The 15305-nt window shown below is 65.2% G+C and carries 17 protein-coding genes; 15 read left to right on the plus strand and 2 right to left on the minus strand.

Annotated features, from left to right (window positions below):
* Positions 1-44: 44 nt before the first annotated feature.
* On the minus strand, positions 45-893 hold the full coding sequence (locus CKO40_RS04930; protein ID WP_338074119.1) for a TonB-dependent receptor: 849 nt from the start codon (positions 891-893) through the stop codon (positions 45-47).
* Between the two features lie 459 nt (positions 894-1352).
* Between CKO40_RS04930 and CKO40_RS04935 the strand changes: the two genes are divergently transcribed.
* The 5 genes from CKO40_RS04935 to CKO40_RS04955 all read left to right on the plus strand — a co-directional run bounded on the left by CKO40_RS04935 (position 1353) and on the right by CKO40_RS04955 (position 6218).
* A complete protein-coding gene (locus tag CKO40_RS04935) occupies positions 1353-3074 on the plus strand; it encodes a SulP family inorganic anion transporter (protein ID WP_200345072.1) in 1722 nt (573 codons plus the stop codon).
* A gap of 793 nt (positions 3075-3867) precedes the next feature.
* On the plus strand, positions 3868-4875 hold the full coding sequence (locus CKO40_RS04940) for a sodium-dependent bicarbonate transport family permease (RefSeq protein WP_200345073.1): 1008 nt from the start codon (positions 3868-3870) through the stop codon (positions 4873-4875).
* Positions 4876-4919: 44 nt separating this feature from the next.
* Complete coding sequence (locus CKO40_RS04945) at positions 4920-5234, plus strand: P-II family nitrogen regulator (RefSeq protein ID WP_200345074.1); 315 nt, start codon at positions 4920-4922, stop codon at positions 5232-5234.
* Between the two features lie 303 nt (positions 5235-5537).
* Positions 5538-5795: a type II toxin-antitoxin system Phd/YefM family antitoxin gene (locus tag CKO40_RS04950; protein WP_200345075.1), complete on the plus strand. Its 258-nt coding sequence runs from the start codon at positions 5538-5540 to the stop codon at positions 5793-5795.
* 6 nt (positions 5796-5801) lie between these two features.
* Positions 5802-6218: a PIN domain-containing protein gene (locus CKO40_RS04955; protein ID WP_200345076.1), complete on the plus strand. Its 417-nt coding sequence runs from the start codon at positions 5802-5804 to the stop codon at positions 6216-6218.
* Positions 6219-6343: 125 nt separating this feature from the next.
* Here the strand turns inward: CKO40_RS04955 and CKO40_RS04960 are convergent, their stop codons facing one another.
* Positions 6344-9037 (minus strand): bifunctional acetate--CoA ligase family protein/GNAT family N-acetyltransferase, encoded by a 2694-nt coding sequence (locus tag CKO40_RS04960; protein ID WP_200345077.1) that lies wholly within the window; start codon positions 9035-9037, stop codon positions 6344-6346.
* A 97-nt stretch (positions 9038-9134) separates the two neighbouring features.
* Here CKO40_RS04960 and CKO40_RS04965 point away from each other — a divergent pair, with 97 nt between their 5' ends.
* The 10 genes from CKO40_RS04965 (at position 9135) to CKO40_RS05010 (ending at position 15250) form a co-directional block, all read left to right on the plus strand.
* Positions 9135-10067, plus strand: a complete 933-nt coding sequence (locus tag CKO40_RS04965; protein WP_200345078.1) for a histone deacetylase family protein — start codon at positions 9135-9137, stop codon at positions 10065-10067.
* 264 nt (positions 10068-10331) lie between these two features.
* A complete protein-coding gene (locus CKO40_RS04970) occupies positions 10332-10808 on the plus strand; it encodes a four helix bundle protein (RefSeq protein ID WP_338074120.1) in 477 nt (158 codons plus the stop codon).
* A 22-nt stretch (positions 10809-10830) separates the two neighbouring features.
* Entirely contained in the window at positions 10831-11058 is a 228-nt protein-coding gene (locus CKO40_RS04975; protein ID WP_242476827.1) for a UPF0175 family protein, read from the plus strand.
* 278 nt (positions 11059-11336) lie between these two features.
* Positions 11337-11606, plus strand: a complete 270-nt coding sequence (locus CKO40_RS04980) for a hypothetical protein (protein WP_200345079.1) — start codon at positions 11337-11339, stop codon at positions 11604-11606.
* The gene (locus CKO40_RS04985; RefSeq protein ID WP_200345080.1) at positions 11599-12015 is read left to right on the plus strand and encodes a type II toxin-antitoxin system VapC family toxin; all 417 of its coding nucleotides are present in this window, start codon (positions 11599-11601) and stop codon (positions 12013-12015) included. Before CKO40_RS04980 ends, CKO40_RS04985 begins: the two co-directional genes overlap by 8 nt.
* A complete protein-coding gene (locus tag CKO40_RS04990) occupies positions 12012-12674 on the plus strand; it encodes a hypothetical protein (RefSeq protein WP_200345081.1) in 663 nt (220 codons plus the stop codon). The genes CKO40_RS04985 and CKO40_RS04990 overlap by 4 nt, the downstream gene beginning before the upstream one ends.
* 51 nt (positions 12675-12725) lie before the next feature.
* Positions 12726-12983, plus strand: coding sequence for a hypothetical protein (locus CKO40_RS04995; RefSeq protein ID WP_200345082.1), 258 nt, complete (start codon positions 12726-12728; stop codon positions 12981-12983).
* A gap of 8 nt (positions 12984-12991) precedes the next feature.
* Positions 12992-13393: a PIN domain-containing protein gene (locus CKO40_RS05000; protein ID WP_200345083.1), complete on the plus strand. Its 402-nt coding sequence runs from the start codon at positions 12992-12994 to the stop codon at positions 13391-13393.
* A 49-nt stretch (positions 13394-13442) separates the two neighbouring features.
* Positions 13443-13763 carry a hypothetical protein gene (locus CKO40_RS05005; RefSeq protein WP_200345084.1) on the plus strand — a complete coding sequence of 107 codons (321 nt, stop codon included), beginning with the start codon at positions 13443-13445 and terminating at the stop codon, positions 13761-13763.
* Entirely contained in the window at positions 13763-15250 is a 1488-nt protein-coding gene (locus CKO40_RS05010; RefSeq protein WP_200345085.1) for a PglZ domain-containing protein, read from the plus strand. Before CKO40_RS05005 ends, CKO40_RS05010 begins: the two co-directional genes overlap by 1 nt.
* Positions 15251-15305 lie beyond the last annotated feature (55 nt).

A 15305-nucleotide genomic window follows, 5' to 3' on the forward strand; every position in this document is an offset into this window, starting at 1 on the left:
CGATTGGTGACATTGAGCATGTGTCGCCGAATCTTGGGGACGGTTCAGAAGCGCAGATCCAGCGTCGCGCCACCGAACGGCGCCGTATCGTAGTCGGAGCGATCGATCAGGTTCCCGTCAGCATCTTCAAGCCGCAGTTCGCCATCGAACTCTACCCCGGCGAAGAGGCTGAGGCTGAGGTGATGACCGAAATGCCGGGTCGCGCCCAAAAACACCGGAATTGAGGTGTCTTGACCGATGCCACCGGCCGCGATCCCATCATCATCGAGCCGAAATCGGGCCTTCTCATAGCGCGCGCCAAGCGAAACGTCCCAGCGCTCCGATGGGGTCCAGTCGAGCGTCAGCCCCGGCCCGCGGGTCGCCGCAAAGCCACGGCCGGTGCGGAGACTGAGCGTGTCAGTGAGGCGCCAATCGAGCGCGAGGATCGGGAACCAGTCGGTCTCGTCCTCGAGCTCCGAGAACACCCCGAAACCCGGCCCGATGCTGAGGCGGTCGCTGACGCGATAAGAGGCCGCCGCAAGCAACCCGCCGAACTGCCCGTCATCGAGACTGGCACCGTCCTCGGCGAACCAGCGCAGTGTCGGCACTGCGAACAGATTCCAGCGCTCGTCCGCCTTCCAGGATGCCGTCCCGCTCAGCCGTGCCTCGCGCGCATTGGACCATGGGCGAAGTCCGGCAAAGCCGCTGCCCCCGTCAAAGTAGTAATCACGCCCGCCGTAGCCGAATGACAGCCCCAATCGCAGATCCGATAACGCGGGATAGTCGGCGCCAACAAGCACGGACCAGGCGTCGACCCCGACCTCGCCGCCCGTGTCGAGATCGGTTTGCCATTGGTGCAATGCCCCGCTCTCGAAACGCACCCGCCAGGCATCGCCGGCTGGCTGAGCCGCCACCGGGACCGCGCATGCCAGCAGAGCGACACAAGTGAGCGGAGAGAGCGTCGAAGCAAATCGGCACATGTTCAGACGATCCGTTATGGGTTCAGGCGATCCGGCTCTCGCCGGAACTACTCGGTCAAGCAGCTACAGCTGCAGTATAGTATCAATGATGCAACAGCGCGACCTTCTCGCAACAGCGACGCGCTGATCGCACGCCGTCTCGGCCTGAGCAGGCCAACCCCTGGCCGAGCCTAGGCCGAGCCCAGGCCGAACTTGGCCGTCGTGACGCTAAGTCGCGGGGGCCATCATCGGGGATGGCGCCGTTCCGTGAGCGTTGGCGCGAACCACACCCGCCGGTGCCTCCTGTGTGCATCTATCCCATCGATCCGCGTTATCGATTTCGGTTCCCCGGCAAAAACCCTTACCCTACGCGGCCAAAAGCAAGCCAGCGCTGCAAGGGGGGAAGCTACGCCGATGCGCGTTTTCAATCAGATCAATCTCCAGAACGTCAAGGGCGACCTATTCGGCGGCGTCACGGCCGCGGTCATCGCGCTGCCGATGGCGCTCGCCTTCGGCGTCGCCTCGGGCGCCGGCGCCGAGGCCGGCCTCTACGGGGCCGTACTGATCGGCCTGTTCGCCGCGTTATTCGGCGGCACACCGACGCTGATCTCGGAGCCCACCGGGCCGATGACCGTCGTCTTCACCGCCGTGATCGCGACCATGATGGCGGCGAACCCCGAGAACGGCATGGCGATGGCGTTCACCACCGTCATGCTCACCGGCATCTTCCAGCTCACCTTCGGGGCGCTCAAGCTCGGGCGCTACGTCACGATGATGCCGTATACGGTCATCTCCGGGTTCATGTCCGGCATCGGCTTCATCCTGATCATCATCCAGCTGCCGCCGTTGCTCGGCTATGCCTCGCCGCCGGGGGGCGTGCTCGGCTCCTTGACGGCGCTGCCAGGGTTCTTCGCCGAGGTCAAGCCGGCCGAGACGACGCTCGGCCTCCTGTCGCTGGCGATCCTACTGCTGACGCCGAAGCGCTTCCGTCGCTTCATGCCGCCGCAGCTGCTCGCGCTGGTCGTCGGCACGCTGCTGGCCATCTTCGCGCTGCCGCAGCTGTTCGATGGCGATACCTACCGGGCGATCGGCGCCGTGCCCGGCGGCCTGCCCTCGCTGCACATGCCGACCTTCAGCGCTGGTCAATGGCAGACCATCGTCATCAATGCGCTGGTGTTGGCGCTGCTGGGCTCGATCGACGCCCTGCTCACCTCGGTGATCGCCGACAGCCTGACCCGCACCCAGCACAACTCCGACAAGGAGCTGATGGGCCAGGGCCTCGGCAACCTGGCCTCGGGGCTGTTCGGCGGCCTGCCCGGCGCTGGCGCCACCATGGGCACCGTCGTCAACATCCAGACCGGCGGCCGCAGCGCGCTCTCGGGCCTGACCCGCGCGATCCTGCTCGCGGTGATCGTCTTCGGCGCCAGCGGGCTGGTCGAGCCGATCCCGAAGGCGGTGCTCGCCGGCATCGCGATCAAGGTCGGCATCGACATCATCGACTGGGGCTTCCTGCGCCGCGCGCACAAGGTCTCGCTGCGCGGTGCCCTGATCATGTATGGCGTCATCGCGATGACGGTCTTCGTCGATCTGATCACCGCGGTCGGCATCGGCCTGTTCGTCGCCAACGTGCTCACCATTCGCCGCCTCGCCGATCTGCAATCCGAAGGCGTGCGCGTGCTCGGCCTGCCCGACTCCAGCGAGGGTCTCACCTGCCCGAACGCCAGCCAGGAAGAACGGCGCATCCTGCGCGATCCGAGCAACGGCGTTGTGCTGCTCTGCCTGAGCGGACCGCTGATCTTCGGCGCCGCGAAGGCGGTAACGCGACAGCAGAACGATCTCCTTTCGGCACGGTCATTGGTCGTCGATCTGAGCGATGTGCCCCACCTGGGCGTGACCACGTCGCTCGCCGTCGAAGGCGTGATCCGGGAGGCCCTGCATCATGGCTGCCGCGTCTACCTCGCCGGGCTCCAAGAGCAGCCGCGCAAGCGCTTCGAGAATCTCGGACTGGCCAAGGTGATGCCGGCCGAGAACTGGATCGACTCGCGCGCCGATGCGCTCAAGCGGGCGGTCTCCGAGCGCGCCGGACAGGGCGCCGGACAACGCATCGATTCGTCGCCAGGCACGCAACGGGGCTGACGGACGCCAGATGCGGCATCAGTCTGCAGCACCGGCGCTCTCAGGAGCCGACCGGGCCGCTCGCGCATCACCGGCCGGCACTGTCGATGATGCCCCTTGCTCGACAGGCCAGTGCGCAACCGCGGCCGCCGCTTCGCCCGGCGGCACGCGGTCGAGCGCCGGAACACCCGCCCACCCCTGACCGATCGCGCGGCGATGAGCAGACTGAAGCGTCCCCAAGAGCCCCCGCGGCCCAGCGTGTTGCATCGCCTCGACTGCCTCCGGGGAGGGCAGGGTTGGCGCCACCGACGTCGGATAATAGATAAGCGCCTCGCTTGCAGCGCTCGCAGTCCCCGTCACCAAGAGTCCTGCGATTGCCAGGCCTGCAATGCACCGAACGGTTCGCGTCTGCTTCATCGTCTTGCCCTCGCTGCTCCAGGACGTGGAGACACCCTCATCAGGTTGTGGGCTCGTTGCTTTCGGCCCGCCCCTTCCTGAGGTGCGGACGGAGCAGGCGTGTCACATTCGGGATTCGAGAAGAAATCTATCGAATTTGACGAACCTATCGATTTCTTCCGATCCGTGCGCGATTAAAGTCCGATAACCGGTCGGGGCAGACTGCCCACATCCTCCACCTCGTGGCCAAAAGGGCCGATTCCGGGCGGCCGATAAAGGGCTCGGGAGAAGGCGCGTCCCATCGAAGCGCGGCGCGCCAGCTCATCGCACCCGAGGGTCGCCTCAGCAACGCAGCAGACGCGCCGTTGCCAGGACGGTGCGCTGCTCTGAGTCGTGTCGATAACGAGGAGTGAAGAACGTGGAAGTATTACTCGACTTCGGTGCCCGATTCGTGCACCAGCTGCAGTCGCCAACATTGGCGTTCTTGTTGGGTGGCATCCTGATCGCCGCGCTTGGCTCACGGCTGACAATCCCCGATGCGATCTACAAGTTCATCGTCTTCATGCTGCTGCTGAAAGTCGGCATGAAGGGCGGCATGGCGATCGGCGAGGCCGATATCGGGGCGATGCTGCTGCCGGCATTGATCGCGGTGTTCATGGGCTGTCTGATCGTCATCATCGGACGCTACACCCTGGCGCTGCTGCCCGGCATTCGCACCGAGGACGGCATCGCGACCGCCGGACTATTCGGCGCCGTGAGCGGCTCGACCCTCGCCGCGGGCACGGTGGTGCTGGAATCTGAAGGCATCCCCTACGAGCCCTGGGCCGTCGCGCTGTATCCGTTCATGGATATCCCGGCCCTGGTCCTGGCCATCGTGCTCGCCAGTGTCTACCTGAAGAAGAAGAAGGACGGGGCCGGCGAAAAGGTCGCGATCTGGCCGATCGTCAAGGAAAGCCTGCAGGGCTCGGCGCTCTCGGCCTTGCTGCTCGGGATTGCCCTTGGGCTGTTCACGAACCCCGATCGCGTCTTCGAGAGCTTCTATGAGCCGCTGTTCCGTGGTCTGCTCTCGGTGTTGATGCTGATCATGGGCATCGAGGCCTATGCCCGGCTGAATGAGCTGCGACGCGTCGCCCACTGGTTCGCCGTCTACGCGGCCATCGCGCCCCTGATGAACGGCCTGATCGCCTTCGGGCTGGGGACCATCGCCCACTATCTGGTCGGCTTCAGCCCCGGCGGTGTGGTGCTGCTCGCCGTGATCGCGGGCTCGAGCTCGGATATCTCCGGACCGCCGACGCTGCGTGCTGGAATACCGACGGCGAACCCCTCGTCCTACATCGGCTCATCGACGAGCGTCGGCACGCCGGTCGCGATCGCCCTCGGCATCCCGCTCTATATCGGTCTGGCCCAGGCGGTCTTCGGCGCCTGAAGGCGCTCCCGGCCGCGTCGATACACAGTGAGAGGTAGCAAGTCATGACACAAAAGGCCACGAAGCTGGTGATCATCACCGAGAGCGTGCTGTTGAAGAAGATCACCAAGATCATCCTCGATGCGGGGGCGACCGGCTACACCGTGATGGCCGCCTCCGGCGTTGGGAGCCGCAATACGCCTTCTCCGGGGCAAACCCCCGTCTCGGACACCTACTCGAACATCAAGATCGAGATCATCACCGCCAACGAGGATGTCGCCCGGGCGATTGCGAAGCAGGTCGCCGACCAGTACTTCGACAACTTCTCGGGCATCATCCACCTCGGTGAGGTCGAGGTGCTGTACGCGCATAGCCTTTGATCTTGTCCTGCGCTGTCGCCAGGGACCGGCGACGATTGCCATTCGCGGCGCTTCCCCGAAGCGGGGATGTCGCACGCGAGCGCACAGACCCGATCGGCAAGCAGCCCTGCTGCTGCCTCTCTTCCACGACGCTTCCGGGGACTTCAAAATGACCGACACAGGAGCTGCGCTCGACACCGCAGACTGGTAAACCGAGGCTTCCGGCGCAGTGATGGGGAAAGCCGACTCATGGGCTCGCTTGTTTCACGAGGGAACCGCCGATAGACTGGTCAGGTTCCTAGTCATCTGATTCTGATGGAACCCATGCCGACTTGGCCCGTTCAGCATGCAAAAGCGCGCTTCAGTGAATTCCTGGATGCTTGCGTGCGTGAAGGACCGCAGGTGGTGACACGTCGCGGCACCGAAACCGCCGTCCTGGTTCCCATCGCTGAGTGGCGACGGCTTGAAGCCGCGGCACGTCCTTCGCTCAAGCAGTTGCTGCTCAGTGACTCGGCGCGCACTGACCACTTAACGCCCGCGCGTGGTAGGGCTCGACGTCGACCGGCGACCAGGCTCGAGTAACGGCCCGTGTACCTGCTAGATACCAATGTCGTCTCCGAGTTACGGAAACCACGGCCGCATGGCGCTGTGCTCGCGTGGCTCAATTCGACTGAAGATGCCCACCTTCATCTCGCCACCGTGACGCTGGGCGAAATCCAGGTCGGCATTGAGCTCACCCGCGAGCAAGACGTCGAGAAGGCCAAGGAAATCGAAGCCTGGCTTGATCTTGTGAGTGATTCCTACAATCTGCTTGCGACGGATGGGCCGGCGTTTCGCTGCTGGGCGAAGCTGATGCACCGCACCTCAGATACCCTCTACGAAGACGCTATGATTGCCGCCATTGCCAAGGTGCATGGTCTCAAGGTGGTCACGCACAACATTGCGGATTTCGCCACCTTCGGCGTCGAGCTGCTCAATCCCTTCGAGTTTGGTGCGCCAGATTGAGCCAGCCCTGACCTCCTACACTGCGTCCAGTTTGGGATGTGCCATCTTGACCGCGCCTGCTGCGGAAAGATGACGTTGCTGTCTCTGGACGCGGTTTAAACGACGACTGTCAGGGCCGGAACGCTTCAAAGCACCTTGGAGACCAGCTTCACCGTCGGATCATTGCGGTCGGTCTCGATCCGGAAGCCGAGCGATTTGACCAGCGCCAGCATGCGCGTGTTGGCGCTCAGCACCTCGCCCTCCATGATCCGCAGGCCCTTGTCGCGGGCGTTCTGCATCAGCGAGCGCATCAGGCGCGCGCCGATGCCGCGGCGGCGGACCTCGTCGGCGACCACGATCGCGAACTCGCAGGTATCCCCGCCCGGGTGCGTCATGTAGCGCGCCACCCCGACCTCCTGCTCCTGCGCCCCGCCCTCCTCGTTCTGGGTGCGGATCACGCCGATCAGGGCCATCTCGCGGTCGTAGTCGATCTGGGTGAAGCGCACCAGCATCTCCGGCGACAGCTCCTTGATCGTCTGCATGAAGCGGAAGTACTTGGTCTGCTCGGAGAGGTTGCGCACGAAGTCCTGCTCCATCTGCGCGTCCTCCGGGCGGATCGGGCGGATGGTCAGGTCGGAGCCGTCCGGCAACGGCACCTGCTCGATCAGGTGCTGCGGATAGGGATGGATGGCCATGTGGCCGTAGACCGGCATCTGCGGCGGCCGGTAGTCGACCTGGATGCGCGCGTCGACCGCGATCACATCGAGATCGTTGCCGATCAGCGGGTTGATCTCGAGCTCGATGATCTCGGGCAGCTCGCAGACCATTTCCGAGACCCGCTGCAGGATGCGCGAGAGCGCCTGGCGGTTCATCGGCGGCATGTTGCTGTAGGCGCCCATCAGCCGCGCGACCCGGGTGTGCTCGATCATGGTCTGGATGATGAACGCGTTCAGCGGCGGCAGGCCGAGCGCGCGATCCTCCAGGATCTCCATGTCGGTGCCGCCGGCGCCGAAGCTGATCACCGGCCCGAAGATCGGGTCGCGCACCACCTTCACCATCAGCTCGCGCGCGGCACGGGTCGGCACCATGTGCTCGACCGTGACCCCTTCGATCCGTGCCTGCGGCCGCAATTTCTTCGCGCGGTCGGTCAGCTCGGTGAAGGCGCGGCGGATGCTCTGGGCATCGCTCAAGCCCAGCCGTACGCCGTCGACATCGGATTTGTAGCGGATATCCGGCGAGTTGATCTTGATCACGACCGGGAAGCCGAGCGCCTCGGCCGCGATCAGCGCCTCGTTCGGTGAGCGCGCCAGCACCGCCTGGGTGGTCGCGATCCGGAACGCCGCTAGCACCGCCTTGGCCTCGATGGTGCCCAGCGCCTTACGCCCCTCGGCCATGACCCCTTCGATGATCAGCCGCGCGCCCTCGACATCCGGCCCGAGCTGCTGCGAGACCGGCGCCGGCGACTGCATCAGAAGCATCCGATTGCGGCGCTGCTCGGAGAGGAAGAACATCGCATCGACCGCGACCTCGGGTGACTCGAAGTGCGGCACGTCCTGCTCGGCGAACAGGGTCTGCGCCTCGGCCACCCGCCCCTCGCCCATCCAGCAGGTCAGCACCGGCTTGCGCGTCTTCTTGACCGCCTCGACCACCTGCTGGGCAACAGCGCTCGGGTCGCTGGTCGCCAGCGGCGCCAGCAGTGCGATCACCCCATCGACGCCGGCATCGGCTAGGCAGGCGTCGAGGGCTTCCCGATAGCGCTGCGGCGAGCCGTCGCCCATCACGTCGACCGGATTACCATGCGACCAGTGCTCCGGCAGCGCCTGCTCGAGCTTGGCCCGGGTCGCGTCACTGAGGTCGGACAGGATCAGGCCGCGGTCGACCGCGCGATCGGCGGCCAGCACGCCCGGCCCGCCGCCGTTGGTGATCACCGCGATCCGGTTACCGGCCAGCCGCCGGCCGGCGCCGAAGACCTGCGCCGCGGCGAACAGCTGTGCGAGCCGTTGCACCTGCACCGCGCCGCCGCGCTCGAGCACCGCGCGAAAGACCTCGTTCGAGCCGACCCAGGCGCCGGTGTGCGAGCGCGCTGCGCGCGAGCCGGCCGGGTGCCGCCCGGTTTTGACCACCACCACCGGCTTCAGGCGCGCCGCCGCGCGCAGACCACTCATGAAGCGTCGCGCATCGCGCACCCCCTCGACGTAGAGCAGGATGCTCTGGGTCTGCGGGTCGAGCGCCAGATAATCGAGCACATCGCCGAAGTCGACATCGGCCGCCGCCCCGAGCGAGACCACCGCCGAATAGCCGAGGCGCCGCGGCCCCGAACGATCCAGCATCGCGGTGCAGACCGCGCCCGACTGCGACACCAGCGCGACATTGCCGGCGCGCGGCAATTCGTTGCCGAAGGTCGCGTTCAGCCCGTGCGACGGGCGCATCACGCCGAGACAGTTCGGCCCCAGCATCCGGATGCGGTTGCGCCGTGCCGCTTCGACCACCCGCTCCTGCAGCGCGATGCCCTGCTCGCCCTGCTCCGAGAAGCCAGCCGAGTGCACCACCGCCGCGCGCACGCCGTACTCGCCGCACTGATCCAGGATGCCGGCGACCGCCTCGGCCGGCGCCGCGATCAAGGCCAGATCGACGCGCTTGTTGAGGCTCGCCAGGTCCTTCCAGCACGGCTGTCCGCCGACCTCCTCGTACTTGGGGTTGATCGGATAGCACTCGCCCTTGAAGCCGCCGGCGAGCAGGTTGCGATAGACCATCCCGCCGACCGAGCCCTCGCGGTCGCTGGCGCCGAACACGGCCACCGCCTCAGGGGCAAAGAGCTGGTCCAGATCGGAGAGTCGCATCGGCTGGCCCCTCCTGGGGCGAAATCGGTGGCAAGGCAAAACGATGACAAAGGGATTAAGCTTTCGGAACCACTTCGACCACAGGGGCAGGTGCGCGATGAATCCGGCCTTCATTACTCATCAAGACTGCTTAGAGCACCAAATGGGCGCGCACCATGTCGAGGTGCCGGAACGGCTGCACGCGATCTCCGATCGGCTGATCGCCGCTGGCATGGAGATGCTGGTCACCCATTATGACGCGCCCAAGGCCCGCCGGGAGCAATTGCTGGCGGTGCACGAGCCCGGCTATGTCGACATGCTGTTCGAGGCGGCCCCGAGCGTCGACGACGTGCTCGTCTGGGTCGACGGCGACACCGCGATGTCGCGCGGCACGCTCGATGCGGCCCTACGCGCCGCCGGGGCGGCGACCCTGGCCGTCGACCTGGTGATGAGCGACCGCCACCATGCCGCCTTCTGCGCCGTCCGGCCGCCCGGCCATCATGCCGAGCGCGCCCGCTCGATGGGCTTCTGCTTCTTCAACAATGTCGCCATCGCGGCCGCGCACGCGCTGAGCGAGCACGGCCTTGCGCGCATCGCGATCGTCGATTTCGACGTCCACCACGGCAACGGCACCGAGGACATCGTCGCCGGTGATGAGCGCATCCTGTTCTGCTCGAGCTTCCAGCATCCGTTCTATCCTGGCTCCGGCACCGGCCCGACCGCCGACAACGTCATCAACATCCCGCTGCCGGCGCGCACCAACGGCGAGGCCTTCCGCGCCGCGATGGAGGCGCAATGCCTGCCGCGGCTGGAGGCGTTCGCGCCCGAGCTGATCCTGATCTCGGCTGGGTTCGACGGCCATGCCGAGGATGACATGGCGCACTTTCTGCTGCGCGAGCCGGACTATGCCTGGATCACCGCGCGCCTGCGCGAGATCGCGGTCCGTCATGCCAACGAGCGCATCGTCTCCTGCCTTGAGGGTGGCTACAACCTCTCGGCGCTCGGGCGCAGCGTCGCGGTGCACATCGATGAGCTGATCGGGCACGGGTGATGTCCTTTTTTGCGGCCTGATCATCGAGCCGATTCGGCGGTCCTGACCTCTCGCTCCTGGCCGGCCTCGATGCGACCGTTATCACGATCTTCCAAATCCTCAGCGAATACCAGCCGCTCGACGATCTAGTCGCGCGCCGCGTCCCAGAGGACGTCGAACCGCAGCGCGATGTGGTCTTCATCGTCCGTGCCGGCGCGCTCTTCCCCATGTATCGCACGTCCGCGCTCCTCAGAACAGCTCAAGGGCAAGCTGCACGTCCCCACGGTGATCTTCTATCCCGGCCTCCTTGATGGCGCCGCCGATCTGAAGTTCACGGGCGTTCTGGATGCAGAGCACAGCTGGGTTCGGGGTTCGGGGTTCGGTATGAGTGAGCGCGGTCATCGCAATCTTCGAGTTTGGCAGCAGGCGATGGATTTGGCAGGCGTCGCTTATCGTTCAACGGCTACCTTTCCACGCGAAGAGTTGTTCGGACTGGTTTCGCAGATGCGACGGGCGGCGGTGTCGATTCCGTCCAATGTCGCCGAAGGCTATGGCCGCGGAGGCAAAGACTATGCACGTTTCGTTTCGATCGCTTACGGCTCCTTGCTGGAGCTGGAAACCCAAGTTGAGCTTTCACGCAACCTGGTGTTGCTGGAACAAGCGCAAGCCGCGGACCTGCTGAGAACGACATCAGAAATCGGACGCATGCTCAACGCCCGAAGAGCATCATTGACTACCCGAACCCTGAACCCCGACCCCTGAACCCCGAACCCTGGCGCGAACAATGCAACTCACCATTACGATCCCCGACAGTCTTCCGGACAGTCTCCAAGCAACGCTCGGAGAATTCGAGCGCGAGGCACGGATGGCGATGGCCGTCAAGCTGTACGAGCGCAGGCGTACCTCATCGGGCATCGCCGCCCGACTGGTGGACATGGACCGGGCGACGTTCTTGCTAGAGCTGCATCGCTACGGAGCTGCATCGCTACGGAGCTGCGATGATCGATATTGATGAGCGTGAGCTGCTCTAAGACCAAGCCAACAGTTGATGACCGGAGGCTCGCACGATGACCGCCGTTGAAGAAATTGCGGAAATGGCCCAGGGGCTCGATCCTGCCCGACTGCAGCTCTTGTCCGAGTTCGTCGACTTTCCGCTGACTAGGAGGTCGTCCTGAACTAGGCCCGGCCGGCGGTCTTCGCCGATCTGGGCCACGGCGTCATGGATGCGGCCATCGTCGAGGCGGCGGCATACTGTCTGGTCAAGACACCCCAAAGCGCATGAGGCGATGCATGCAAGACGTCACCTTCGAGACCGAGATCACCCGCAATCACCTGATCCGACTCCCCGATGCGCTCCCCGTCGGGGTGCGGGCAAGGATCAGGGTCGAGATACTGACATCGGACGACCGCGAGGCCGCGCACGATGCCCCCGGCAACCAGATCGCGCGCTTGGCCCAAGCTGCGCGCGAGGCGCATCTGGCATCCGGCGGCGAGCTGATGGGGCCGGATGAGATCGCGGCAGAGGTTCGCCGCCGTCGGGGCGGGGTCGCCGATGACTGAGCGGCGCATCGGCATCGATGCCAACCTGCTGATTGCCGCCTGGTCCGGCCGTCATCCCTGGTGCGAGCGGGCCGTCGACCTGCTCGCCGACGATGCCCGACAGCTCATCGTCAGCGAGCTGCTCTGGCTGGAGGTCATGCCCAAGGCGCTCTATTACCGACGCCTGGAGGAGGCGGCCTTCTATCGGGGGGTCTTCGCGCGGGCTGAACACCAGAGCGTCAATCCTGCGGTCACGGATCAGGCAAAACAGTTGGCCGAGCGACATGGCCTCGCCGCGATGGACGCCCTCCACCTCGCCGTTGCGCTCCAAGCCAATGCCGATGCCTTCGTCCCCGGCGAACGACCGGACAAGCCCATGTTCCGCGTCACCGAGCTGCCGGTCACCTCCCTTTGGAGTCCGCCGCCATGAGCCTGTTCCTGCGCCTGCTGGAGGCCGACGACAAGGCCGTCGCCCTGCGCGAGGTCGTCCAGGCCGTCCGCGGCGGTCAGCCCGATGCGCGGGTCTTCGAGGTCGATCCGCAGGGGTTTCGGCAGGTGCCGGGGGCGCCGTTTGCGTATTGGGTGAGCGATCGTGTTCTGTTCTCGTTCGTGGAGTTTTCTGCGTTTTCTGCTGAGGGTCGCAGTGCAGTATCCGGAGGGAAGACATTAGAGGACGACGAGAGCAAGTGGCAGCCGGTGAAGGTCCCGCAGGCGAAGATCGACCAACTCATCGCCGAGCGCACCTCCGCCGCGGTCAAGGCTGCCCTCCAGGGCCTGCTCGATGCCCCGCCGCCGGCCGAGGCGGCGGACGACGCGCATCGGGCCGCGGCTCAGCGGGCGGCGCGCGCAGCACGACAGGCCGCCCGCGCTCCGGAACATCGGCGACCCACCGATCCCGCAGTGATGGACTCCATCAAACAAGCCGTAGCAGCCGTCGCCGATGGAGCAAGCAAGGCCGAGATCCTCGCCTCCACAGGGCTCAGCGACGCGCAGTGGAATACAGCCATCGCCGCACTGCTCGCCGACCGATCGGTTACGAAGTCCGGCTCGGGCCGTGGCACCCGATACCATCGAAAGACCGACGACTAACGACCGACGACCGACGACCGACGACGAAAAACCAACCACCGAGTCCCATCCATGCAACAAGCCCTTCAGATCCAAACCAAGGTCGACCAAGCACTGGTCGATGCCGTTCCCGCACTCACACCCCTGCTGGGTCACCGTGTGCAAATGATCGCCCTCGATCTGGAAAACTCCGAGGGGACTCGACCGGCGAGCCGGGTCGATGCGCTGGATTGGCCTCTAACTGACGCGGAGCGCGCTGTATGGGACGAGCTCCCGTCCTTTAGGGCCGAACATCCAGTGCGGTTGAGCTCACTGGACGAGCCGACGTGAATTGGGTCTTGGACACCAACATCATCAGCTACCTGATGAGAGGCGACCCCGCCGTTCGTGCTGCCTTCGACTCCGTGCGTGATGTACCCGAGACCCGTTTCGTTCTAAGTCCAGTGGTCGACTATGAGATTCGCCGTTACTTGTTGCTCAAGGCCGCGAGTCGGAACCTGGCGCAGTACGAGGCATTGACAGCGACCTGGGTCACTGCACCACTGTCGGAGGCGGATTGGCAACGCGCTGCTGTCCTCTGGGCAGATCGGCATCGCGACGGCAGTCCAATTGAAGACGCCGACTTGCTGATCGCCGTAACCGCCTTGGCGCAAGACGCCGTCTTGGTGACCCGCAACACGCGTCACTTCGCCGGCCTCGATTTGCGACTTGCAGATTGGACGCAATCAGAAGCCTCGTGAAAACAGATGCAGACTATCGTTGGAAGGCGGGCGACTGAGGTCAGGGCCGATGCACGCGCTACACGACTACTTGTCCGACCACCTTGGCGATCGGCTCAAGAAGCGCTCGATCGTGGTCTTCTATGACCCGCGGCGCGAGTTCGAACCCTTCTTTGCGCGCGAGTTGGAGCCGCAAGAGGAGGCCCCGCTGCCGCGGATCACCATCGGCGGTCATCTCACCTATCTCGCCCGTCACGCTGGGACATACTTCGGGCTTCGGACCGCGGTCGAACCGGTGGTGGGGCATAGCTTCTGGGTCGATCGGGATGTCCGGCGCCAGGCCCAATGGGAGACCTGCCGGTTGATGGCCGAGCTGGGACAAGCCGGTTGATGGCCGAGCTGGGACAAGCGGTCGAGCGCATCCGGCCGGAGCTGTCCAGAATGGGCGAAGACGCCGCCAAGTGCTTCTCTGCTTATACCAGAGACGACGGCTGGCACTCGGTGGATGGTTTACAATGGCACCTGGAGACTTGGGTTGCGCACATGGACGAGGAGCCCGAGGCCGAGCAGGCCCTTGGTGTGGTCCGCGATGCCCACGAGCAGTTGTTGAAAGCCATGGCCGAGGGCATCGTAGATGCCCTGGAAGCGGCGGGCTGGCAGGTGCCAAGCACGTTGCATCAGACCCACGTCTATCCCGATGTGGTCGAGACCATGGGCGGGCGCGTCGCCTACTTCCTCATCGATGCGATGCGCTACGAGATGGGCGTGGAGCTTGCGCGCCAGATCGAGGGCGCGACCGACCTGACTGTGAGCGCCGCGGTCTCGGCGCTGCCGTCCATCACCCCTGTTGGCATGGCCGCGCTGCTGCCCGGGGCCTCCGCGAGCTTCGATCTGTTGGATGCCAAGGGAAGGCTGGGCGCGCAGATCGAAGACAGGGTGATGCCCGGTCTGAACGAGCGCCTGAAGTTCCTGAAGGCCAAGGTTCCTGGCGTGGCCGACATGACGCTGGGCAAGTTGCTGGGCAAGTTGCTGGGCAAGAAGCCGTCGCAGCTCGCCAAGGACATCGCCAAGGCGCCGCTGGTCGTGGTGCGTCCCCAAGAGATCGACTTCGTCGGCGAGATGGACGGCGACCTGCTGGCACGCCAGGTGATGGATACAACCATGGGCAATCTGGCCCGCGCGGTGAAGAAACTCGCCGCCGCCGGTGTCGAGGACTTCGTGATCACCGCGGACCACGGCCACCAGTTCTCCGTGCGCAAGGAAGACGACATGAAGACGGACAACCCTGGTGGCGACAGGCTGGAGCTGCATCGCCGCTGTTGGATCGGGCACGGCGGCAGCACGCCTGCCGGAACCGTCCGAGTGTCCGGCGCTGAGCTTGGCTACCACACGGATCTGGACTTCATCTTTCCCACCGGCCTCGAGGTATTCAAGGCTGGCGGCGGTCTTGCCTTCCATCACGGCGGATTCAGCCTCCAAGAACTGGCGATTCCGGTGGTCAGCCTGCGCATGGCCTCAGGCAAATCGGCTGCGCTGCCGGGGATCGGCGTCCGAATCGAGGATTGCCCCGTCGCGGTGACCAACCGAACCTTCGGGCTCAAGCTGGTGGCGCAGGCCGACCTCCTCGCGACCGAGCCGTTGACCGTGCGCGTGCTGCTGATGGCAGGTAGCGACAAGGTTGGCCGTGCCGGGATGGCGGTGGGTCGTGACTTCGACCGCGCCAAAGGTTCGCGGACCTTGCCGCTCGGCGCCACGACGAGCGTGGGCATGATGCTGAACAACGACGCCTGCAAGACGCTGCGCGTCGTCGTCCTGGACGCCGGGACGGATGGTGTCCTGGCGCAGTCCGATGAGCTAGCGGTAATACTTGGAATATGAGGGGGTGCTGGGTGCAGGGTTCAGCAGATCGAACCCTGAACCCCGAACCCCGAAC

It is taken from the genome of Halochromatium glycolicum (assembly GCF_016584085.1).
GTDB lineage: Bacteria > Pseudomonadota > Gammaproteobacteria > Chromatiales > Chromatiaceae > Lamprobacter > Lamprobacter glycolicus.

Coding starts and splice junctions, on each gene's coding strand:
- CKO40_RS04935 (WP_200345072.1), top strand. CDS start 1,353: ATGCGCGTTTTCAATCAGATCAATCTCCAGAACGTCAAGGGCGACCTA.
- CKO40_RS04945 (WP_200345074.1), top strand. CDS start 4,920: ATGACACAAAAGGCCACGAAGCTGGTGATCATCACCGAGAGCGTGCTG.
- CKO40_RS04950 (WP_200345075.1), top strand. CDS start 5,538: ATGCCGACTTGGCCCGTTCAGCATGCAAAAGCGCGCTTCAGTGAATTC.
- CKO40_RS04960 (WP_200345077.1), bottom strand. CDS start 9,037: ATGCGACTCTCCGATCTGGACCAGCTCTTTGCCCCTGAGGCGGTGGCC.
- CKO40_RS04965 (WP_200345078.1), top strand. CDS start 9,135: ATGAATCCGGCCTTCATTACTCATCAAGACTGCTTAGAGCACCAAATG.
- CKO40_RS04975 (WP_242476827.1), top strand. CDS start 10,831: ATGCAACTCACCATTACGATCCCCGACAGTCTTCCGGACAGTCTCCAA.
- CKO40_RS04980 (WP_200345079.1), top strand. CDS start 11,337: ATGCAAGACGTCACCTTCGAGACCGAGATCACCCGCAATCACCTGATC.
- CKO40_RS04985 (WP_200345080.1), top strand. CDS start 11,599: ATGACTGAGCGGCGCATCGGCATCGATGCCAACCTGCTGATTGCCGCC.
- CKO40_RS04990 (WP_200345081.1), top strand. CDS start 12,012: ATGAGCCTGTTCCTGCGCCTGCTGGAGGCCGACGACAAGGCCGTCGCC.
- CKO40_RS04995 (WP_200345082.1), top strand. CDS start 12,726: ATGCAACAAGCCCTTCAGATCCAAACCAAGGTCGACCAAGCACTGGTC.
- CKO40_RS05005 (WP_200345084.1), top strand. CDS start 13,443: ATGCACGCGCTACACGACTACTTGTCCGACCACCTTGGCGATCGGCTC.
- CKO40_RS05010 (WP_200345085.1), top strand. CDS start 13,763: ATGGCCGAGCTGGGACAAGCGGTCGAGCGCATCCGGCCGGAGCTGTCC.